This is a genomic window from Streptomyces sp. R-74717 (genome assembly GCF_047305335.1).
GTDB classification, from domain to species: Bacteria; Actinomycetota; Actinomycetes; order Streptomycetales; family Streptomycetaceae; genus Streptomyces; species Streptomyces atratus.
On the sequence record NZ_CP102361.1, the window covers coordinates 8486822 to 8506949 of the forward strand.

At 70.0% G+C, this 20128-nt stretch carries 21 protein-coding genes and 4 pseudogenes; 9 read left to right on the forward strand and 16 right to left on the reverse strand.

Annotation, left to right across the window (positions count from 1 at the left end; genetic code table 11):
* Window positions 1–245: 245 nt before the first annotated feature.
* The 3 genes from NRF20_RS38970 to NRF20_RS38980 form a co-directional block, all read right to left on the reverse strand.
* Window positions 246–572, reverse strand: coding sequence for a helix-turn-helix domain-containing protein (locus tag NRF20_RS38970; RefSeq protein ID WP_398633821.1), 327 nt, complete (start codon window positions 570–572; stop codon window positions 246–248).
* Complete coding sequence (locus tag NRF20_RS38975; RefSeq protein WP_398633820.1) at window positions 569–1399, reverse strand: tyrosine-type recombinase/integrase; 831 nt, start codon at window positions 1397–1399, stop codon at window positions 569–571. The genes NRF20_RS38970 and NRF20_RS38975 overlap by 4 nt, the downstream gene beginning before the upstream one ends.
* 462 nt (window positions 1400–1861) lie before the next feature.
* A complete protein-coding gene (locus tag NRF20_RS38980) occupies window positions 1862–3226 on the reverse strand; it encodes a dipeptidase (protein WP_398633819.1) in 1365 nt (454 codons plus the stop codon).
* 183 nt (window positions 3227–3409) lie between these two features.
* Here NRF20_RS38980 and NRF20_RS38985 point away from each other — a divergent pair, with 183 nt between their 5' ends.
* A complete protein-coding gene (locus NRF20_RS38985) occupies window positions 3410–4624 on the forward strand; it encodes a geranylgeranyl reductase family protein (protein WP_398633818.1) in 1215 nt (404 codons plus the stop codon).
* Between the two features lie 40 nt (window positions 4625–4664).
* Here NRF20_RS38985 and NRF20_RS38990 read toward each other — a convergent pair whose 3' ends face one another.
* On the reverse strand, window positions 4665–5117 hold the full coding sequence (locus NRF20_RS38990) for a nitroreductase/quinone reductase family protein (RefSeq protein ID WP_398633817.1): 453 nt from the start codon (window positions 5115–5117) through the stop codon (window positions 4665–4667).
* A 129-nt stretch (window positions 5118–5246) separates the two neighbouring features.
* On the opposite strand from NRF20_RS38990, the gene NRF20_RS38995 reads away from it, so the two are divergent.
* Window positions 5247–5957 carry a TetR/AcrR family transcriptional regulator gene (locus NRF20_RS38995; protein WP_398633816.1) on the forward strand — a complete coding sequence of 237 codons (711 nt, stop codon included), beginning with the start codon at window positions 5247–5249 and terminating at the stop codon, window positions 5955–5957.
* Window positions 5958–5964: 7 nt separating this feature from the next.
* On the opposite strand, the pseudogene NRF20_RS39000 reads toward NRF20_RS38995, so the two are convergent.
* The 3 pseudogenes from NRF20_RS39000 to NRF20_RS39010 all read right to left on the reverse strand — a co-directional run.
* A pseudogene (locus tag NRF20_RS39000) lies at window positions 5965–6234 on the reverse strand (hypothetical protein); the annotation flags it as partial.
* Window positions 6235–6285: 51 nt separating this feature from the next.
* Window positions 6286–6360: pseudogene (locus NRF20_RS39005) on the reverse strand (hypothetical protein); the annotation flags it as partial.
* Window positions 6361–6422: 62 nt separating this feature from the next.
* A pseudogene (locus NRF20_RS39010) lies at window positions 6423–6617 on the reverse strand (transposase); the annotation flags it as partial.
* A 164-nt stretch (window positions 6618–6781) separates the two neighbouring features.
* Here NRF20_RS39010 and NRF20_RS39015 point away from each other — a divergent pair.
* Complete coding sequence (locus tag NRF20_RS39015) at window positions 6782–7072, forward strand: hypothetical protein (protein ID WP_398633815.1); 291 nt, start codon at window positions 6782–6784, stop codon at window positions 7070–7072.
* On the opposite strand, the gene NRF20_RS39020 is transcribed toward NRF20_RS39015, so the two are convergent.
* The 3 genes from NRF20_RS39020 to NRF20_RS39030 all read right to left on the reverse strand — a co-directional run bounded on the left by NRF20_RS39020 (window position 7006) and on the right by NRF20_RS39030 (window position 10648).
* Window positions 7006–8646 carry a sensor histidine kinase gene (locus tag NRF20_RS39020; RefSeq protein WP_413754093.1) on the reverse strand — a complete coding sequence of 547 codons (1641 nt, stop codon included), beginning with the start codon at window positions 8644–8646 and terminating at the stop codon, window positions 7006–7008. The genes NRF20_RS39015 and NRF20_RS39020 overlap by 67 nt on opposite strands.
* Window positions 8647–8831: 185 nt before the next feature.
* A complete protein-coding gene (locus tag NRF20_RS39025) occupies window positions 8832–9629 on the reverse strand; it encodes an ABC transporter permease (protein WP_398633813.1) in 798 nt (265 codons plus the stop codon).
* A complete protein-coding gene (locus NRF20_RS39030; protein WP_398633812.1) occupies window positions 9626–10648 on the reverse strand; it encodes an ATP-binding cassette domain-containing protein in 1023 nt (340 codons plus the stop codon). The genes NRF20_RS39025 and NRF20_RS39030 overlap by 4 nt, the downstream gene beginning before the upstream one ends.
* A 185-nt stretch (window positions 10649–10833) precedes the next feature.
* Between NRF20_RS39030 and NRF20_RS39035 the strand changes: the two genes are divergently transcribed.
* The 3 genes from NRF20_RS39035 to NRF20_RS39045 all read left to right on the forward strand — a co-directional run bounded on the left by NRF20_RS39035 (window position 10834) and on the right by NRF20_RS39045 (window position 13697).
* The gene (locus NRF20_RS39035) at window positions 10834–11511 is read left to right on the forward strand and encodes a response regulator (RefSeq protein WP_398633811.1); all 678 of its coding nucleotides are present in this window, start codon (window positions 10834–10836) and stop codon (window positions 11509–11511) included.
* A 282-nt stretch (window positions 11512–11793) separates the two neighbouring features.
* A complete protein-coding gene (locus NRF20_RS39040; protein ID WP_398633810.1) occupies window positions 11794–13035 on the forward strand; it encodes a sensor histidine kinase in 1242 nt (413 codons plus the stop codon).
* A complete protein-coding gene (locus NRF20_RS39045) occupies window positions 13032–13697 on the forward strand; it encodes a response regulator (RefSeq protein ID WP_266364118.1) in 666 nt (221 codons plus the stop codon). Before NRF20_RS39040 ends, NRF20_RS39045 begins: the two co-directional genes overlap by 4 nt.
* A gap of 153 nt (window positions 13698–13850) precedes the next feature.
* On the opposite strand, the gene NRF20_RS39050 is transcribed toward NRF20_RS39045, so the two are convergent.
* From NRF20_RS39050 to NRF20_RS39060, 3 genes are all read right to left on the reverse strand, one after another.
* Window positions 13851–14600, reverse strand: a complete 750-nt coding sequence (locus NRF20_RS39050; protein ID WP_413754094.1) for a maleylpyruvate isomerase family mycothiol-dependent enzyme — start codon at window positions 14598–14600, stop codon at window positions 13851–13853.
* A 20-nt stretch (window positions 14601–14620) separates the two neighbouring features.
* Window positions 14621–14989, reverse strand: a complete 369-nt coding sequence (locus NRF20_RS39055; RefSeq protein WP_413754652.1) for an SCO4225 family membrane protein — start codon at window positions 14987–14989, stop codon at window positions 14621–14623.
* A gap of 80 nt (window positions 14990–15069) precedes the next feature.
* The gene (locus tag NRF20_RS39060; RefSeq protein WP_398633808.1) at window positions 15070–16284 is read right to left on the reverse strand and encodes an MFS transporter; all 1215 of its coding nucleotides are present in this window, start codon (window positions 16282–16284) and stop codon (window positions 15070–15072) included.
* Window positions 16285–16405: 121 nt separating this feature from the next.
* Here NRF20_RS39060 and NRF20_RS39065 point away from each other — a divergent pair, with 121 nt between their 5' ends.
* Window positions 16406–17620 carry an ROK family protein gene (locus tag NRF20_RS39065; RefSeq protein WP_413754095.1) on the forward strand — a complete coding sequence of 405 codons (1215 nt, stop codon included), beginning with the start codon at window positions 16406–16408 and terminating at the stop codon, window positions 17618–17620.
* 53 nt (window positions 17621–17673) lie between these two features.
* Here the strand turns inward: NRF20_RS39065 and NRF20_RS39070 are convergent.
* The 3 genes and pseudogenes from NRF20_RS39070 to NRF20_RS39080 all read right to left on the reverse strand — a co-directional run bounded on the left by NRF20_RS39070 (window position 17674) and on the right by NRF20_RS39080 (window position 18845).
* A pseudogene (locus tag NRF20_RS39070) lies at window positions 17674–18130 on the reverse strand (hypothetical protein).
* Window positions 18084–18254 carry a hypothetical protein gene (locus NRF20_RS39075; RefSeq protein WP_413754713.1) on the reverse strand — a complete coding sequence of 57 codons (171 nt, stop codon included), beginning with the start codon at window positions 18252–18254 and terminating at the stop codon, window positions 18084–18086. Before NRF20_RS39075 ends, NRF20_RS39070 begins: the two are co-directional and overlap by 47 nt.
* A gap of 21 nt (window positions 18255–18275) precedes the next feature.
* Complete coding sequence (locus NRF20_RS39080; protein WP_413754096.1) at window positions 18276–18845, reverse strand: TetR/AcrR family transcriptional regulator; 570 nt, start codon at window positions 18843–18845, stop codon at window positions 18276–18278.
* 202 nt (window positions 18846–19047) lie between these two features.
* Here NRF20_RS39080 and NRF20_RS39085 point away from each other — a divergent pair, with 202 nt between their 5' ends.
* Entirely contained in the window at window positions 19048–19338 is a 291-nt protein-coding gene (locus tag NRF20_RS39085; RefSeq protein ID WP_398633805.1) for an SHOCT domain-containing protein, read from the forward strand.
* On the forward strand, window positions 19335–20126 hold the full coding sequence (locus NRF20_RS39090) for an ABC transporter ATP-binding protein (RefSeq protein WP_398633804.1): 792 nt from the start codon (window positions 19335–19337) through the stop codon (window positions 20124–20126). Before NRF20_RS39085 ends, NRF20_RS39090 begins: the two co-directional genes overlap by 4 nt.
* Window positions 20127–20128: the final 2 nt, after the last annotated feature.

A 20128-nucleotide genomic window follows, 5' to 3' on the forward strand; every position in this document is an offset into this window, starting at 1 on the left:
CTCCAAGTAGGATTCCAGTACGGCGACTTGGCCCTTGGCGTCCTGGCTTGCCTGATGCCAGCACAGACGGCAGTACCCCTTCTTCAACCGCACTGTTCGCCGGCAGCCGCTGCACTCGGCGGGCTCCTCGTTGCGGCGGAAGCTCTCGCAAGCGCCGCAGGCGCGGCCGGGCAGCACGCCCCAGCCGAAGCAGGTCGGGCAACTGGCTGGCGGTTTGCATTTGCCCGCCGGCAGAACGTAGGCCATCACGTCGGCGGCAGAGACCGGCCGTCACGGCGACGCGGCACGACCACCGGGGCCAGGCCAGCCGCAACGGCGGCCTGCTGGCCGGTCTCCTCGCCGGGGCGCCGGACTTTCTCCGGCTCGGGGATCAGCAGATCGCTGATCTCGCAGTTGAGGGCGACGCAGATGACGTCCAGGTCCTCCAGCTTGAGTGAGACGGGCTGGCCGGACCACAGTCCCGACATCTTCCCGGCCGAGATGACCAGGCCATGCTCGGCCAGGCTCCGCTGGAGTTCGGAGGCTTTCCAGACGCCCTTGTTCGCGGCGGTCAGCCGCAGGTTCCACCTCATCGGACCAGTCCTTCCAGCCGCTTCGCGGCCCGTTCCGTCCCGGCGACCCAGGCGTCTTCAACCCGGGTCTGCTGTACGTGGATGTATCGCATGGTCGTGGCGATCCAGGAGTGCCCCAATACCTCTTGGACGGCGAGCAAATCGAGCCCGTTTCCGTAGAGTTGAGACGCGCAGAAGTGCCGCAGGACGTGCGGGGTCAACTTCTCCCCCCACCCAGGCAGGTGCGCTTTGGCCGCGTCCTTGAGCCCGCTTCGCAGGGCGTCGTCGCCCACCCGGCGGGACGAGCCGTCGGTGTTCTTGCGCTCGGAGGGGAACAGTGGGGTGCCAGGGCGGGTGCGGTCGTCGTCGAACTGGCCCCAGACGTCCTCGATGAACCACCGAAGCGTCCGGTCGGCGCCGTTGATCAGCGGCACCATCCGCTCACGCGGCCCCGATCCGCGGGCGCCCTTGCCGTGGCGGACGTGGAGTTTGCCGAAGCGGCCCAGGTCCCACTTGATGTCGGCCAAGTCGCGCTTGCATGACTCGCTCACCCTGAGTCCGACCTGGGACATCAGCTTCGAGGCGGTGTAGTCCCTGGCGGTAGGGGCGAACTTGCGGCAGGTCGCCAGTTCGCCGCCCCAGCCGGTGAACAGTGTCCCGACCTCTGGCTCGCTCGGCGGGATCCGCAGCTGGGCGTCCTTGGCCCCGCGCGGCCGGTTCATCTCGTCGATCGGGCACTCGACGACTCTGCCGGTCATCCGGTGGAGTTCGACCTTGTGCCGCAGCTCCAGGAACATGAAGTACGTCGTCAGTGCCTGCGACCGGGCCAGCCGGGTGCCGCTGGGCAAAGGACGAACCCGGACAGCACGTCGGTCTCGAACCGCTCCCGCTCTTCCGCCGACGCGGGTACCCAGTGCTCACGCAGGTCCCGTACGGCTGCCAGCGCCGCCAACCCAAGCCTCCTAGCCTTCGGCCCGACTGCGGATCGGTCGGACGAGGTGAGAACGCTTCTAGAATCCCGAAGTTACGTCACAAGGCCACAGAGCACCCGAAGGTGGAAGAACCCCCTGGCCACGAGGCCAGGAACTCGGCGAGGCTCAGAGGAACCCACGGGATGTCGCACAGATGCGCCGCACCAGCTCCTCGATGGTCGTTCGGCCTCCGTCGGCGGCGCCCAGCCGATCCCTGTCCCCGTTGTCACGGGCCGATCCTATGAAACCGTGCCCGGTCCGCCGCGGACGGAGCGGCGGACCGGTCGAGCCCTGCGAACAGGAGATCCGCAGGAGCACGGCGGCATCAGTGACGCGAAGTCAGGACCGCTTGGACTCCGCGTAGTTCCGCAGGAACAGGGCTTCGGCGAGCGAAAGCCGCTCCAGCTCCTCGGGTGACACGCTCTCGTTCACCGCGTGGATCTGTGCCTCCGGCTCGCTCAGGCCGATCAAGAGGATCTCGGCCTGCGGGTAGAGGGCGGCGAGGGTGTTGCAGAGCGGGATCGAGCCGCCCATCCCGGACGTCTGCATCTTCTCGCCGGGGTACGCGGCCTCCATCGCCTGCGCCATGGACGTGTATGCCGGGCTGGAGGTGTCCGCGCGGAACGGCTGGCCCTGGCCGACCTGTTCCACCGACACCCTGGCCCCCCACGGGGCGTGCGCCTTGAGGTGAGCGGTCAGCAACTCGGTCGCCTTCGCGGCGTCCTGGCCCGGCGGCACCCGCAGGCTGACCTGCGCCCGCGCGCTCGCCTGCAGTGACGGTGTCGCGCCGACCACCGGCGGGCAGTCGATACCGATGACGGTGACGGCGGGCCGCGCCCAGATCCGGTCGGCGACCGTACCCGTGCCGATCAGTCCGACGCCGTCGAGGACCTTCGCGTCCTTGCGGAACTCGGCCTCCGCGTACTGCAGTCCGTCCCATTCGGCGTCCGTGGCGAGCCCGTCGACGGTCGTGGTGCCGTCCTCGGCGCGCAGCGACGACAGCAGCTGGATCATCGCTGCCAGCGCATCCGGGGCGGCGCCGCCGAACTGTCCGGAATGCAGGTTTCCTTCGAGCGTGTCGAGCGTGACCCGCAGCATGGTCATGCCGCGCAGCGTCGCGGTCACCGTCGGCAGACCGACCCGGAAGTTGCCGGTGTCGCCGATGACGATCGTGTCGGCGGTCAGCAGTTCGGGGTGCGCCTCGGCGTACCGTTCCAGGCCGCCGGTGCCCTGCTCCTCGGAACCCTCGGCGATCACCTTGACGGAGACCGGGACGCCGCCGTTCGCCTTGAGGGCGCGCAGGGCGAGGAGATGCATGATGAAGCCGCCCTTGCAGTCGGCCGCGCCGCGGCCGAACCAACGGCCGTCGCGCTCCGTCAGCTCGAACGGCGGGGAGAGCCAGGCGCTCTCGTCGAGCGGCGGCTGCACGTCGTAGTGCGCGTAGAGCAGTACGGTCGGGGCGCCGGCCGGGCCGGGCAGGAAGCCGTACACCGACTGGGTGCCGTCGGGGGTGTCGAGCAGGGCGACATCCTGGAAGTCCTCGGCGCGCAGCGCGTCGGCGACCCAGTTGGCAGCCGCCTCGCACTCGCTCTTCGGGAACTGCGCGGGATCCGCCACCGACTGGAAGGCCACGAGCTCGGTCAGCTCCGTCTTGGCACGGGGCATCAGCGAGGCAATGGTCTCGGAGATCGGACGGGCGGTCATGGGCACGCTCCTCGTGGGTGCGACGTTATGTATACGAATCCGGGCACATGTACACCGAGTGAGCGGCGTTGCATGTAGGACGAACGCACGGTCGATCCTCCCACAGCGGGGGCCGGGCCGGGCGCGCCGTAGGATGCCGTGAGCAGCATGGGCCACTGGTGGGATCGGGAGCAGAAGCACATCGTGAGCAGCGAGAACGCAGACGCCGTACATGAGCACGAAGAGTCGACCGTGTGGGACGTCGTCGTAGTCGGTGGCGGACCGGCCGGAGCCTCCGCGGCATACGCGGCCGCGGTCGCCGGCCGACGGGTACTGCTCCTCGAGAAGGCGGAACTGCCCCGCTACAAGACGTGTGGCGGCGGGATCATCGGTTTTTCGCGTGATTCGCTGCCGCCCGGATTCGAACTGCCGCTGCGGGACCGGATTCACGCGGTCACGTTCTCGCTCAACGGCAGGCTGGCGCGGACCCGCCGCTCCAAGCGGATGCTCTTCGGGCTCATCAACCGCCCCGAGTTCGACGCGGGGCTGGTCGAGGAGGCGCAGAAGGCGGGCGCCGAGCTCCGCACCGGAGCGACCGTGACGAGGGTCGAGCAGCACGGCGCCGCGGTGCCGGACCGGCGCACGGTCGCCGTGGTGCTGTCCGGCGGCGAGACGGTCCTGGCCCGCGCGGTCGTCGGGGCGGATGGCAGCGCTGGACGGATAGGAGCCCATGTCGGGGTGAAACTCGACCAGGTGGACCTCGGCCTGGAGGCCGAGATCCCGGTGCCGGAGACGGTCGCGGAGGACTGGGCGGGGCGGGTGCTGATCGACTGGGGCCCCATGCCCGGCAGTTACGGCTGGGTGTTCCCCAAGGGCGACACCCTCACCGTCGGCGTGATCTCGGCGCGGGGTGACGGGGCGGGAACCAAGCGGTATCTGGAGGACTTCGTCGCCCGGCTCGGTCTCGCCGGCTTCGAGCCGAAGATCTCCTCCGGGCACCTGACGCGCTGCCGCAGCGACGACTCGCCGCTCTCGCGCGGGCGGGTGCTGGTGTGTGGCGATGCGGCGGGGCTGCTGGAACCGTGGACCCGCGAAGGCATCTCCTTCGCGCTGCGGTCGGGGCGGCTCGCCGGTGAGTGGGCGGTCCGGATCGCGGAGTCTCACGATGCCGTGGACGCCCGACGCCAGGCGCTCAACTACGCCTTCGCCATCAAGGCCGGCCTGGGTGTCGAGATGGGTGTCGGACGGCGCATGCTGAAGCTGTTCGAGCGCCGGCCCGGGGTGCTGCACGCGGTGCTGACGGGATTCCGTCCGGCCTGGAACGCGTTCGCCGGGGTCACCCGGGGAACGACTTCGCTGGCTGAGCTGGTCCGTACGCATCCGCTGGCGCAGCGGGCCCTGTCCGCGATGGACCGCTGACACCTGACATCTGACGCCGAGGGCGGGCCGGGCCGCACGGTCAGCCCTCCACGGTGATCCGGAAGACGGGGTGGTCCGGGCAGGCGGCCAGGAGTTCTGCGTCCGTGGACTTTGCGGTGATGCCCTGGAAGTACTGGTTGACCTCCCAGCCCCACCGCTCCAGGTAGGCGCGGACGATCAGCACCTTCTGCTCGTCGTCCGCGATCTCCACGGCCGTGAAGGTACGGATCTTCCGGCCCACCCGCAGCTCGCCGCCACCGGCGACCCGCATGTTGCGTACCCACTGGGAGTGGCCCCGCGCGGAGACCAGATACTGCGTGCCCTCGTAGGTGTGGGAGTTCACGGGGATGCGCTGCATCTGCCCGCTCTTGCGGCCGCGCACCGACATCTCGGCCGAGCCGAGAAGGCTGACGCCGTGCCGAGCGAGCCAGCCGACGATGCTGTTCATCCGGACGTTGAACGCGTTGCCCTGAAGGTAGTACGGCTGAGACATGGTGACTCCCCCACTGTTTTGAGAGCAGTGCTCTCGCTTGAGATCAGTGTGCATGGAAGTGGTACTCAAAAGCAAGAGCAGTGCTCTCATTGTCGGTCGGTGCTCTTTAGCCGTGGCAGACTGAAGAGCATGAGCGCTATCCGAGGAGCCAGGGAACGGGCCCGTATCGAGGTCACTGCCGCCATCAAGGACGAGGCTAGGAAACAACTCGCGGCCGAAGGTGCCGCAAAGCTCTCGCTGCGCGCCGTGGCACGGGAACTCGGAATGGCGTCCTCCGCGCTCTACCGCTACTTCCCCAGCCGGGACGAACTGCTCACGGCCCTGATCGTTGATGCGTACGACTCCGTGGGCGAGAGTGCCGAGGCTGCCCACCGGGCCGCCCGTGCCGACGCCGCCCCCCACGTCACCCGCTGGACCGCCGTCGCCCATGCCGTACGCGACTGGGCCCTTGCCCACCCCCATGAGTACGCCCTGATCTACGGCTCGCCCGTGCCCGGTTACGCCGCACCACAGGCGACGATCGGTCCCGCCTCCCGCGTCGGTCTCGTCCTGATCGCCGTCGTCGGCGAGGCCTACCGCACGGACGGTCTCGCACTGCCGCCGCTCGCCGACGAGCTGCGCGCCGAGGCCGAGCGGATGGTCGCCGAGTTCGCCCCCGACCTTCCTCCGGAGGTCGTCGCCCCACTGATCGCTGCCTGGTCGCAGCTGTTCGGGCTGATCTCCTTCGAGATCTTCGGCCAGTTCAACCGAGTGGTGGAGGCTCGGCAGATCTTCTTCCAGGAAGCAGTCACCGAACTGGCCCGCACGGTCGGCCTGCTCGGCCGCCGAGGCAGCTGGTAGGGATTTGTCAGGTGGTGTCGTGGGGCCGCCAGGGGGTGGACTGTCGGCAGGTGGGGCAGGTGTCGGTCCAGGCGGCCAGGAGGTGTTGGAGAAGGGTCCAGGCCCTGGCAGGGGCTTTTGGGAAGGTCCGTCGTTCGGTGAGGAACAGGTGGGCGGCGGTGACGAGGGTGACGTGGCGGTGTCAGCCGGTGAATGAGCGGCCTTCGAAGTGGTCGAATCCGAAGGTGGTCCTCGGCTCGCGGCAGTCGTGATCGATGCACCAGCGCAATTTCACGAGAGCGGCATGGACACTGACCCCGACCTGGCAGTTGCCGACCTTGCCCAGGGGGCCGGAGCACTGCAGGGCCACCCCGGGCGAGGACGCGTCGTCCTCCGGGAAGCCGGTGTCGTCCACCACCGACACCCCGCCCGCCGGGCCAGTCCCACACGGACCGTGCCCACCGGCCAGGTCGAGGACGTCATGAACTGCTGCAGCTGCTGATGGTCCACACCCAGGCGCCCAGCCATGGGCTGCATCGACTTCGGGCGCCCGTCCAGCAACAGACCCCGCAGGTACAACCGGCCCTTCACCCGCTGATCCGCACGCGCCACGGGCACAAACGCCTCCCCGGCGAACTCTTCCAACCGGCCTCGACACAAAGCGAGTTCATCCGCACCCATACCAGCAGGAAACCACCGGAACTGCGGCCTGCCCGGACACGTAACAAAGCCCTACCAGGCGACCAGTTGATCGCCTGGCTGGCTGCGAAGATGCGGAACGGTATGTCCCCAGCGGGCCCTGGTGACCAAGCCACCGTGAGCTGGAGTACGCCCGCTTCACCCCCATGTCCGAAGTCGTCGAGACGCTCGACGCGCATATGGTGCTGCCCTTCCCCATCCCGCACGGCTTCACCGACGGTTTCCAGATCGCCTACCGGCGCAGGCCCGAGCTCTACCTCGACCTGGCCGTCCGGCAGGCCGGCTCCACCTTCGCGCAGCTTCCGCCCTCCGTCGTGGAACCGGCGATGGAGGGACTGCGCGCCGACCTCGACCGCAAACCCGCTGAGGACTACTCCGTCCCCGCATCGAGCGTGTCTTTGGCGACCAGTCTGGAGCCGGAGAAACACAGACGGTAGAGATCGACCTGGTCCAGAAGATTGCCGTTCGAGCGGTAGAACTCGCAGGTGGTCCCGGGCGGCCGGGGCGCCAAGCGCGCATCGTCGGGGGGATAGGGATAGGGGAAGGGGCGTGGCGGAAGGAGGTGTGCGATTTCGGTGCGTGGCCGGCCGACGCGCAGCTCCTCGTAGCGGGACGGCGGCAGCACACTGGTGGCCAGTTGGTAGGCCAGGTACGCGATGGCGGGCAGGAAGAACACCGCTGCCACGGTGGGGACCGCGAAGACGGCAGCGAAACGCCAGCGGGCGCTGCGCCGTATGTGAGCCAGTCGGCGCGCCGATTCGGGTGCGGCGCCGGTGGCCGTGTCTTCTGCGCCCGTGTCCTGCGTGCCGTTCGTGGGGAGAGGGCGGGTGGTGTCTTCGGGAAAGCCCGGTGGCGTCGGTTTCGCCGTCGCGTGGTGCGGCAGGGTGGCGCTCACCTGGAAGCCGCCCTCGTACGGGCCGGTCCGCAGTGAGCCGCCGAGGACCGTTACCCTCTCCCGCAGTCCTGCCAGGCCACGGTTGCCCGCCACTGTTCCGGGCAACGGGCCTGCGGGCGGTGCGGAGTTGACGATCCGGACATGAATGCGGTCGCTGTCGTGGGTGATGCCCACCCGCACGGTGCTGCCCGGGGCGTGTTTGGTGGCGTTGGTGAGTGCTTCCTGCACCACCCGGTATACGCCGCGTTCGATCAGTGGTGACAATGTGGGGAGGGGGCCGTCGCGCTCCCACCGCACCGGGACGCCGGAGGCGACTGCACGGCCCAGAAGTTCCTCGACGCTGTCGGCCGCGGGCGGACTGGCTTGTGTATGGGGCTCGTCGCGCAGCACGGTGACGGTCTCACGTAGCTGGTCCACGGCGTCCGATACCGTCCTGCGCAGCTCGGCGACGTCGTCGCGGTCCTGAGGGGAGAGCGTGGGGGAGAGCTCCAGGGCCCCAGCACGCAGAGCGACCAGGCTCAGTACGTGGCCCAGCGAGTCGTGCATGTCGACGGCGATGTCCGCGCGTTCCGTCAGCCTCGCCTGCTCCGCGACGAACCGCTGCCGTTCTTCCAGGCTGCGGGCCAACTGCCAACCTCCCCAGACCAGTTCCCTCCGGCCGCGCCAGTAGCGGCCGGCGAGCCAGGGCAGCAGGAGCGCGGAGGGGAGCACGGTCATCGCGTAGAACCACCACACCGCGGGGACCTGCAGTACGGCGCACAGCGCGAGATCGACCGCCAGACAGCCGGCGAGCACCAGCAGTGGGGTGCGGGCCGTGCCGGTACGCGCTCCCAGCAGGCAACTCAGCCCGGCCAGCGCCAGTACGTAGGCATTTGCGGGGCTGGCCGGGTTGGTCAGTCCCATGGCGCACAGGGTGTTGACCAGGAGGACCGCCGTCCCCGGCCGGGACCGGGCGAGGGGGACCGCAACGGCGAGCACGAGCAGTGGGAGCACCAGGTCCAGCGTGACCGAGGGCGCCGGGCCCTTGCTGGACCAGATGACGCCTGTGGCATAGAAGACAGCCCACAGTGCTGTGTCGCCGAGCACCGACCTCAGCGGGGTGCGAACCTGCCACATGGGGCGTCGGGTTTCCTCTCCTTTGGTCGCGGTGTGTGTTGTCATCCGCCCGACGCTACGTCACGGTCCACCGACAAGGGGCAGGCCCGTCCGCCGGGCCGTCGCGCAGCGGACGGGCGGACGGGTGGAAAAGAGGGACCGGCCGGTTGACGGCTCGGACCCAGAGGCGAGGGCCGCGCCGTTCTTCAGGCGTCGCGACGGCGCAGCACATACAAACCGGTCAGATGGGCTGTCAGTGTCCACGCCAGCAGGATCAGCACCGCTGCGCTCGGCGGGTACGGGGCGGCGCTGCCGCTGCGCATGAAGTGGTCGCCCGCGCTGTGCGGCAGCCAGTCGTTGATGGCGAGCAAGACCGGGCCGCCGAGCCCCACAAGCATGCTCGGCAGGGCCCACAGCAGCGTGAAGAGCACCGTCAGCGCTCCGGCCGCATGCCGCGTGGCGAAGGACACCCCTACGGTCAGTACCGCGACGAGGGCGTAGAAGATGCCGACGGCCAGGACCTGGCCGACCGCCGCACCAGTGTCGAACGAGGCATGGCCGGAGAACGGCCCCCAAGCCACCGCCATACCCAGCGCGGCGAACGTCGCGCCGGCGGCGAAGGCGACCACGGCGGTGACCAGCGCCTTGGCCAGTTGAACCCGGTGCCGGACCGGCACCCACAGCAGCGACGAACTCATGCTGGTGGTCGTGTATTCACTCGTGACCGTGACCGTGGCCAGGACGACCACGGCGAACTGGACGAGGACTGTGGAGGACACCACGGCGTTGCCGACCGGCTGGACGGCATGCTCGTTGATGCGGGCGATCGATCCGTAATAGAAGGTGAACACCCCCGTCGCCAGCAGACCGACCAGGAGGCACAGGTACGGAGCACGGACCGACCACAGTTTGGTCCACTCGGCGGCGACCGCACCGGCGAACCGGCCGGCCGACCGTGCCCGGGCGGCGCGTCCGGACGTATCCGCCGTCATGTCAGCCGTCATCGTGACCACCGTCCGATCTGCCGTGCCATGCCACGTTCACGCCGGGTTCCCTGCTCAGATCCGGTGCTGCGCCCTGATCCGGTCTTGTGGTCCTCTTCTGATTCCGCGCCCGTCGCGTACTCAACACTTCGCGCCGTCAGTTCCATGTACGCCTGTTCCAGCGAGACCTGCACGTCGCTCAGCTGATGCAGCCGGACGCCGGAGCTGTGGGCGAGGTCTCCGACCTCGGCAGCGGTCCGGCCTTTGACGACGATCTCGCCCTTGTCCGATGCCTCGACCTTCACGCCGCTGTCCGCCACAAGACCGCTCACCAGCACGGACAGCTCTTCGGGGTCGGGCACCCGGGCGCGCACGGATGCCCGGGAACTGCCGACAAGGAAGTCGGCCATGGATGTGTCGGCCAGCAGCTTGCCTCTGCCGATGATCACGAGGTGATCGGCCGTCAACTGCATCTCGCTCATCAGATGGCTGGAGAGGAAGACGGTACGACCCTGGGCGGCCTGGTCGCGCACGAGCTGTCGCATCCAGCGCACGCCGTCGGGGTCGAGGCCATTGACCGGTTCGTCCAGGATCAGCGTCGACGGGTCACCGAGCAGCGCGCCGGCCACGCCAAGACGCTGGTTCATACCCAGCGAGTACGCTCCGGCACGGCGTCGCGCTGCCTTGGCCAGGCCCACAGTCTCCAGTACTTCGTCCACTCGGCGCACCGGGATGCCGTTGCTGCGCGCCTGCGCGATGAGGTGGCTGCGTGCCGAGCGCGCCGGGTGCAGCGCCTTCGCGTCCAGCAACGCGCCCACTTCGCGGACCGGGTTGCGCAGGGCAGAGTACGGCCTGCCGTCAATGAGCGCCTTGCCCCGAGAGGGGTGGTCCAGGCCCAGGATCATCCGCATCGTGGTTGATTTACCAGCCCCGTTGGGGCCGAGGAAGCCCGTCACCTTTCCTTCTTTGATGTCCAGTGTCAGGTCGTGCACAGCGACGGTTTCGCCGTATCGCTTGGTAAGCCCTCTGAGGGTGATCACATCGGTTCCTCCGGTATCTGCCGGACTGCTCACGTACGGCAGCGACGTTAGAGGGGCTGGGCGCGGTGGCACATGGGCCGTTCGTCAGCACCTTCCTTCCTTTCGTCAGGGGTGCAGCCCCGCCGCTGGTCGCACTTCTCCCAGCGATCGGTCCCATGGCCGCCCTGGGGCCGTACGCTCGGCATGTGGAACAGACGACACCAGGCCGTCGGCCGGTCCGTGTCCTTGTGGCGGACGACGAAGCGATGGTCCGGGCCGGGGTACGAGCCATCCTGGCCAGGGATCCGCGCACCGAAGTGGTCGCCGAGGCTGCCGACGGCCATGAGGCCGTCTCGCTGACGCGCCGCCACCGCCCCGACGTGGTCCTCCTGGACATCCAGATGCCCGGGTTGGACGGCCTGGCGGCGGCGGCTCAGATCCATCAGGCACTGCCGACAGTCGGCGTGATCATGCTGACGACTTTCGGGGAGGACAACTTCATCACACGGGCCCTCGAGGACGGGGCCAGCGGCTTCCTGCTCAAAGCGGACGACCCACGGGAACTGCTGAACGGAGTGCAGGCGGTGGGAGCCGGCGGGGCCTATCTTTCGCCGAGGGTTGCCAGCCGAGTCATCGCCGGTCTGCGCGCACACCGGGCGGCACGCCCCCATCGCCCGCTCGAGCACTTGACCGGACGGGAACTCGACGTGCTGGCCGGGCTCGGGGCAGGGCTGTCCAACTCCGAGATCGCCGCCAGGCTGCATCTGGTCGAAGGCACCGTGAAGGCGCACGTCAGCGCAGTCCTTGGCAAATTGGGGGCGCGCAACCGGGTGGAGGCCGCCATTGCCGCGCACGAGGCCGGCCTGGTCCCTCGCGCCCCATAGGCAGCCTCCGGCCCGCCGATCCACCCGGATCGGCCGCCCGCCAAACGGTCAAGCGGCACGGCGACCGCGGTCGCACGAACTTCGTCATCCGTGATCAAAGAATGACTGGGAACCTGAAGCCTGGAGGGCCACTGTGGAGACGAACACGCGCAAGCGCATTTCGGCATACGCAATGGCCACTGAGAGGTCGCGGACCCCGTACGACGTACTCCACAGGGAGTACGGGTGATCACCACGCCCGGCTGACGCCTCCGTCGCGGCTCGCGGTCTAGCGTGGCCGACATGGACGAGCAACGCTCACACTGGGCGCACGGCGAGCCGCCGCGCTGGATTACGGGGGCGCCGGGGCACTACGCCCCCCGGCTGCCCTGGCCGTCGACGATCCTGCTCGGTGCCGTCGTCATGGTCGGTTCGACCATCGCGGCCCGGGGGCAGATGGACGAGCGGGCGCCGCTGGACATCTTTGCGCGGCTGCTGCTCTTCCTGGCCGTCGCCGTACTCCTGCTGCGCCACCGCCACCCCGTGGTGGCCGTCTTCGGCAGTTCGGCCGCGGCGATGATCTACCTGGCGGCCGGCTATCCGTACGGACCGGTCTTCCTTGCCGTTGCCGTGGGCTGCTTCAGCGCCGTTGTCTCCGGGCACCGGCGGGCCGCCTGGACGGCCGTCGGGATGGTGTGGCTGGGGCACGTCCTGGTGGCTCACTGGCTCTACCGGTGGCTGCCGCCCTCCGACGACCACGTCGCCGCCTGGGGGCAGGAACTGGGCGTTGCCGCTTGGGTGGTGGCCATCATCGCCGCCGCCGAGTTCGTACGCGTGCGCCGTGAGCAGTGGGCGGATCAGCGCGCGGAGCGGGAGGCCGCGGAGCAGCGCCGGGCCGACGAGGAGCGGCTGCGGATGGCGCGCGAGCTCCATGACGTCCTGGCCCACAGCATCTCCGTCATCAATGTCCAGTCGAGTGTGGGTCTCGCGTTGCTGGACTCCGACCCCGAGCAGGCCCGTACCGCCCTCACCACCATCAAGGCCGCCAGCAAGGAGGCGCTGGGCGAGGTCCGCCAGGTCCTCGACACCCTGCGTACCCCTGGAGACGCCCCCAGGGCCCCGGCTCCCGGTCTCGACAGGCTCCCCGAGCTCGTCGAGCAGGCGGCGGGCGCCGGGCTGACCGTCACCGTCGAGACCGATGGCGTACGCGGCGCGGTGCCGCCCGGCGCGGATCTTGCCGCCTTCCGGATCGTGCAGGAGGCGCTGACGAATGTGGTCCGGCACTCCGGATCGCGCACCGCGCAGGTCCGTATCGGTTACGGGCCCGCCCGCATCCGGCTCCGTATCGACGACGAAGGCCCCGCCACCGGTGACGACGCAGGGGGCAGCGGCAACGGGCTGGCAGGAATGCGGGAGCGGGCCGCCGCACTGGGTGGCACGATCGAGGCAGGTCCCCGGGCCGACGGCGGCTTCCGGGTGCGTGCCGAGCTTCCGCTGCCGTCCGATTCGCCCGGCGCGGCAGCGCACAAGGAGGAGACACCGTGATCCGGGTACTGCTCGCCGACGATCAGCTGCTGGTCAGGGCCGGTTTCCGGGCCCTGCTCGACGCTCAGCCCGACATCGAGGTGGCGGGGGAGGCCGCCGACGGTGAGGAGGCCGTACGCTTGGTGCGCGAACTGCGGCCGGACACCGTGCTGATGGACATCCGGATGCCGCATCTCGATGGCCTGGCCGCGACCCGTGCCATCACCGAGGACTCCGAACTGAGCGACGTCAAGGTGGTCATGCTCACCACCTTCGAGCTCGACGAGTACGTCTTCGAGGCGATCCGCTCCGGTGCCTCCGGCTTTCTCGTCAAGGACACCGAACCGGAGGAGCTGCTGCGGGCGGTACGTGCGGTGGTGGGCGGCGACGCCCTGCTCTCACCGGGGGTCACCCGACGGCTGATCGCCGAGTTCGCGGCCCGGTCCAAGGAGCCCGCGGCGGCAACGGGGCTGAGCGAACTCACCGAACGCGAAAGGGAGGTGATGGCGCTCGTAGGCATAGGGCTCTCCAATGAGGAGATCGCCCGCCGACTGGTCGTCAGCCCGCTCACCGCCAAGACCCACGTCAGCCGCACCATGGTGAAGCTCGGCGCCCGCGACCGGGCCCAACTCGTCGTGCTCGCCTATGAGTCGGGGCTCGTACGCCCAGGCTGGCTCGGCTGACCCGGCCACGACGGAGGGTGCGCAACCGCCTGTGCTCCCAAGCGTCACAGGTGCGGTGGCCGCCGTTGCAGAGGTCGGTGCTCCCGCATGCTGAACGAACCGAGGTACTGAGCGCCCCGTCGTGCGATGTCCCGCCCCGGCCTGCTGTCAGGATCAGGTGACTCCGGAGTTCTCGCACCAGAGCCGGGCCGGCTCCGGGTCGCCCGTCAGGGTGATCGCCGTGAGCGGCAGCCGGTTCCAGAGCGTCAGATAGAGCTGCTCGGCCGTCGCGCTCAACTCGCATTCCGCAGCGCCCTCTTCGGGTGCCGCTTCATCCCGTACGGCCTGCGGCGGTTCCGGCGAGAGCCGCACGGTCCAGGTGGCGTCCGTATCCGTGGCCCGTACCCTAAGGGAACGCGGCGTTTGTGTACGCACTTTGCTCTTCGGGCGGGCGTGGAACCCGCGCAGCAGCTCGTCGATTCCGTCCACCGCGTGATCGGCCGCCAACGGCGACAGCCGCCCACCGCGTGCCGACTCCGCGTCCACCCGGTGAATCGTGGTCTCGTGCGCCTGCCGCCGGGCCCAGAAGGCCAGTGGCGACGGCGCGGGCATGAAGGTCCAGCACTCCAGTCCGGCCGGCGCGGCCGCCAATGCGTCGACCAGGAGGCCGTGGCCCTCGCGGAACCAGTCGAGCAGCTCGGGCCCGTCCAGATCCGGTTCCCCGCCGTCCGGGTGGTACGACGTGTGGCCCTCGACGACGAACGCGGTCGCCCAGCGGTGCACCATCCCGGTGTGCCGGAGCAGATCGCGCACCTGCCAGCCCGGACAGGTCGGCACCGGGGCCCCGGTTCCCGCCCCCTGCGCCGCGGTCGCCAGCAGCTTTCCCTCGACGGTCAGGGACTTGATGTGGTCCGTGATCTCCATGGCCCGATTGTGCCAGCGGCTCAGGCTCCCTGGGAGTGGGCGGTGCGAGTCCCGCTGCCGCCGCGCACCAGCCGTACGAACCAGCCGAGGGCGAGCGACTGCAGCAGTACGGAAACGACCAGGGCGAGGTAGACGAACCAGGCGGGTCCGGCCGCCTCCGCGCCCCACAGCGCGCTGCCGATGAAGAAGACGAACACGGTGGGCGCCGCAAGGAGGAACAGCCAGACCCCGGCGAACGAGGCGTCCTGGTGGGCGACGAACAGGGTGTCCACGGTGACGAACACCGCGGCCGCCAGGACGAGGCCGAGGTAGATCAGCGAGGCGGCATTGCCGAAGGTCAGCCGCGCGAGCGTGCGGACGTGCCGCTTGTCGACGACCGGCTTGTTCATGGCCCGCTCCCCGTAGATGGATGACGCTTCCATCGTGTCTCCGGGGAGCTGTTCCTGCTTGAGTACGGCTACTCAATCGCTCATGTGTGCGCCGCGTTGCGTGCCCCGTACCCCAGTGCCGCGGCCGCGGCGGCCAGCAGCGCCACCGTGGTGAGGGCCAGGGGGAGGGAGAGCCAGTCGGCCAGGAAGCCGATCGCGGGCGGTCCGAGCAGCATCCCGCCGTAGCCGAGCGTCGACGCGGCGGCCACTCCACCGGGCCCGGCCAGCTCACCGGCCCGGCCGACCGCGACGGGGAAGATATTGGCCAGACCGAGACCGGTGACGGCGAAACCGAGGAGCGCCAGCCAGGTGGTCGGGGCGAGCGAGCCGAGCAGCATCCCGGCGGCGGCCGTCGCACCGCCCGCGACGAGGGTCCGGGTCTGGCCGAGCCGTTCGAGCAGTGCCGTGCCGCTGAGCCGGCCGGCCGTCATGGCCATCGCGAACAGGGAATATCCGGCGGCGGCGATGCCCGGGTGGGCGTGCAGGTCCTGTTCCAGATGGAGGGCGCCCCAGTCGGCCAGCGCGCCTTCGCCGTACGCGGTGCAGAGCGCGATCACGCCGAACAGGAGCACCATGCGGCGGGCCCGCCCGGCCGGTCGCCGCGGCTTCTCGGCATCGCCGGCCGTGGATGCGGGCCTCGGCACTGGCTGGCGCAGCAGCACCGGTCCGGCCGCCGCGGTGACCAGGAGTCCGATCCCGGTGAGGACGAAGAGATGCGTGGCGGGGGAGAGGCCGCCCGCGACCAGTCCGCCGAGCCCGGCACCGACCATTCCGCCGAGGCTGAACGCGGCGTGGAAGCTGGGCATCACGGGACGCCGCAGGGCAGCGACCAGGTCGACCGCCGCGCTGTTCATCGCCACGTTCATCCCGCCGTACGCGGCGCCGAAGACCAGCAGCACCAGGCCGAGGGCGAGCGCCGAATGCGTCTGCGCGGGCAGGGCGATGCTGAGGGGGAGCAGGACACCGCAGACCACGGTCACCGGATGGCTGCCGAAGCGCCGGCACAGCCGGCCCGTGAGCATCATGGTCACCACGGCCCCGGCGGATACGCCGAGCAGAGCGAGGCCCAGGGTGGAGGCCGAGGCGCCGGTCTGGTGCTTGATGGCCGGGATGCGGACCACCCAGCCGGCGAAGAGGAAGCCGTCGAGGGCGAAGAACACGGTCAGCGCGGTACGGAGGCGGGCCAACGAAGGTGGGGCGGTGTTTCCGCCCGGTCCCCCCGGCAGGGCCGTCCGCATTTTGTTTAGTTGCGGCACAAACTCAGCATAGAGGCGTCCTGACAACGGGCGCAACATGGCCTCCCGCCGCGGCCGCAAGGGGCACAAGTGCGCCACCGGGGCGTCGGCGGCACCCGCGGATCATGGGAGACTCGCCCCCATGAACGGCAAGGTGACCACCACCCGGACAAAGTTGGAGAGGGGCCGCAGCGCGCTCGGACCCGCGCTGGAACTGGTCCACACCGGACGCGCGCCCACCCGCGCCGTCCTCACCTCCGAGCTCGGGGTCACCCGGGCGACGGCCGGTGCGGTCGCCGCGGAACTGGAGGCACTCGGCCTGATCCGGGTCGACTCCCGGCCGGGCTCCGCCGCCGGCTCGCAGGGCCGCCCATCGCACCGGCTGGCCATCCGGGAGTCCGGGCCCGTCGCCATCGCCGCGCAGGTGCACGCCGACGGGTTCCGGGCCGCGCTCGTCGGGCTCGGCGGACGGCTCGTCGCCACCGCCCCCGGCTGTGTCACCGTCACCGCGGACCCGGCGCAGGTCATCGGCGAAGTGGTCGACGACTGTGCCCGGCTGCTGCGGGACAGCGGACGGCGCTGTGTCGGTGCGGGCCTCGCGGTGCCGTCCGCGGTCGCCGAACCGGAGGGCACCGCGCTCAACCCGCTGCACATCGCCTGGCCGGCGGGCGCCCCGGTGCGAGAGATCTTCGCCACCTGCGTACGGGAAGCGGGCATCCCCGGACCCGCGTTCACCGGGAACGACGTCAACCTCGCCGCGCTCGCCGAACACCGGCACGGTGCCGGGCGCGGTGCCCAGCATCTGCTCTGTGTGGCCACCGGTCACCGGGGCGTGGGCGGTGCCCTGGTCCTCGACGGCCGTCTGCACACCGGGAGTTCGGGACTCGCGCTGGAGGTCGGCCATCTCACGGTGAACCCCGAGGGCCGTCCGTGCCACTGCGGCAGCCGCGGCTGCCTCGACGTCGAGACCGACCCGCTGGCCTTCCTCATCGCCGCCCGTCGAGAACCCGGTCCGGAGGAGTCGTTGCTCAAGCAGGCCGGCGATCTGCTGCGTACGGAGTACGAGGACGCGGCGGTACGGGGCGCGGCCGAGGAGCTGATCGACCGGCTCGGCCTCGGGCTCGCCGGGCTGGTCAACATCCTCAACCCCGACCGCATCATCCTCGGCGGACTGCACCGCGCACTGCTCGACGCGGATCCCGAGCGGCTGCGTGCGGTGGTGGCCGACCGGAGCCTGTGGGGGCGCAGCGGCAGTGTGCCCATCCTGCCGTGCACGCTCGACCACAACAGCCTGGTGGGGGCGGCGGAACTGGCCTGGCAGCCGGTGCTGGACGATCCGCTGGCCGCGCTTGCGTGACGGGGGCCTCGGGCGGCCGCCCTGTCCTCAACCCTCGGACAGGGCCGAAGGCGTCAACTGTCGGACAGGACCGAAGATGCCCTCCATACGAACGCCCGTGCCGCGTCACCCACCAGGATTCCGTCCGACGCCTTCTTCCCCAGGGCCTGTTCGAGGCGAGGACGCAACCTTCGCAGCAGATAGGGCATGCCCGGGGTCTCGGGCACTGTCGTGTCGCCGCCCAGCAGCAACTGCCCGCCGAAGCCGTCCTCGGTGAGGGCGGTCAGTTGCTCGGGCAGCCGACAGTCCGTCGCATGATTGGCCCGTGACGGACCGTCGAACGCGAGAAACACACATCCCGTACGGAGTCCACTGCACCACTGCTCGGCCGCCCAGTTCGCGGAAGGCACGCAGCCGGCCGGCCGCCCTCTCTGCGTCGTTCAGCTCCTGGCCCGGGAGAAGGGGGCTGCGCAGGAAGAGGTGGTCATACGCGTCGCAGACGCCCAACGGCCGCCTCGACGACAGCGAGATGTGTCATGAACGTGCGCGGCGCGGCGCCGTGCCAGTGCCATTCGTCGGGCTCGGTCCAGACGATGCCGTCGACATGCTCGGCCGGCCCGGCTGAGGTGTCGGGACGGTTCCTCGTGATGTGCATGTGCGTTGTGCTCATCGAGTATCAGGCGGCGGTGTCACCGGGGGCGAGCAGCGAGAGCAGTCCACGCGCGCCCGCGTCGAAGGCGTCCGTCGAACCGGAGGCGCGGGCCAGCACATAGCCGCCCTGCACCGTCGCGACGATCGTCGCCGCCACGTCCTCGGGAATCAGAGGACGGGTGAACTCGCCCTGTTCCAGGCCCTCCTGGACGATCTCGGTGAGCCTTCCGCGCATCCAGCCGATCGTCTCGTCGACCGGTGCACGCAACTCGTCACTGGCGATGACATCCGGATCCATCGTCAGCCGGCCCACCGGGCAGCCGCGCAGCACATCGCGCTCGCGCAGGAGATATGCCGAGATCCGCTCGTACGCCGTTCCCGGGCCGTCGAACAACTGCCCCACCGTCTCGCGCATCTGCGAGGCCGTGCGACGGATGGCCGTGAGCGCCAGATCGGGTTTGCCGGCGAAGTGGTGGTACATGCTGCCCTGGCCCGCGCCCGCCTGCTGCTGGATGGCCTTGGGGCTGGTGCCCACATAGCCACGCTCCCACAGGAGCTCCCGGGTGGCTTCGATGAGACGGTCCGAAGTGCTCATGAATCGACTGTACATACTAGTAGGTACAGAATCCAGTGATCTCGGCCCGCCCGACGGGAGCAGCCGCACCTCCGCCACGTACTTCCGAGGGGGTACGCGCACGGCCGCCGGCTGTACGACGACTCGGACCCCCTCCCGGGGCCAGGCTCGGAATCGTCAGAGAAACCTGAACGCGAACCCCGAACCGAGGGAGTTGACCGAGATGAACACCCTGGCGTACAGCGGTGGACCCGGACCCTGGATCCTCCTCTTCCCGCTCTTCTGGGCGGCCGTCGCGATCGGCGGCGTCACCCTGCTGCGCCGTATCGTTCGGCACGGCCGAAGAGGCCGCTGGCAGGCCCGTACCACCCAGGAAGCACCCGCCGAAGCGTCACCGATCACCCTGCTCGGCCGCCGCTTCGCGGCCGGAGAGGTCGACGAGGACGAGTACTGGCGCCGGCTCTCCGTCCTCGACGAACAGTTCGGCCGCGGCAGCAAGGGAGGAGTGGCATGACCACCACCGTCCCCACCTCCGGGCCCACCCCCACGTCCACTTCTGCCGCCTCCGCTGCCCGGGTCGTCGACGCCGTGAAGCTCTACGGCACCGGCGACACCCGGGTCCGGGCCCTCGACGGGGTGAGCGTCGACTTCCCGGCCGGCCGCTTCACCGCCATCATGGGGCCCTCCGGCTCCGGCAAATCCACCCTGATGCACTGCGCGGCGGGACTCGACACCCTCACCTCCGGCTCCGCCTTCATCGGCGACACCGACATCAGCGCCCTCGACGACCGCAGGCTCACTCTGCTGCGCCGGCGGCGCATCGGCTTCGTCTTCCAGTCCTTCAACCTCCTGCCGACGCTCACCGTCGCCGAGAACATCACCCTCCCTCTGGATCTCGCGGGGGAGCGCCCCGACCCGGAGTGGCTCGACGCACTAGTCGACACCGTCGGACTGCGGGACCGGCTGCACCACCGGCCCGGCGAACTGTCCGGCGGACAGCAGCAGCGGGTGGCGGTGGCGCGGGCCTTCGCGGGCAGTCCCGATGTCGTCTTCGCCGACGAACCGACCGGCAACCTCGACTCCCGTTCCGGCCAGGAGGTGCTCCGGCTGCTCGGCCGAACCGTCCGGCAGACCGCCCGCACGGTCGTCATGGTCACTCATGACCCGGTCGCCGCCGCCCACGCCGACGAAGTCGTCTTCCTCGCCGACGGCAGGCTCGTCGACCGGATGTCCGAGCCCACGGCGGAGCGCGTGCTCGACCGCTTCAAGTCCTTCGCCCCCCACCCGTCACGCAGGCGGTGACG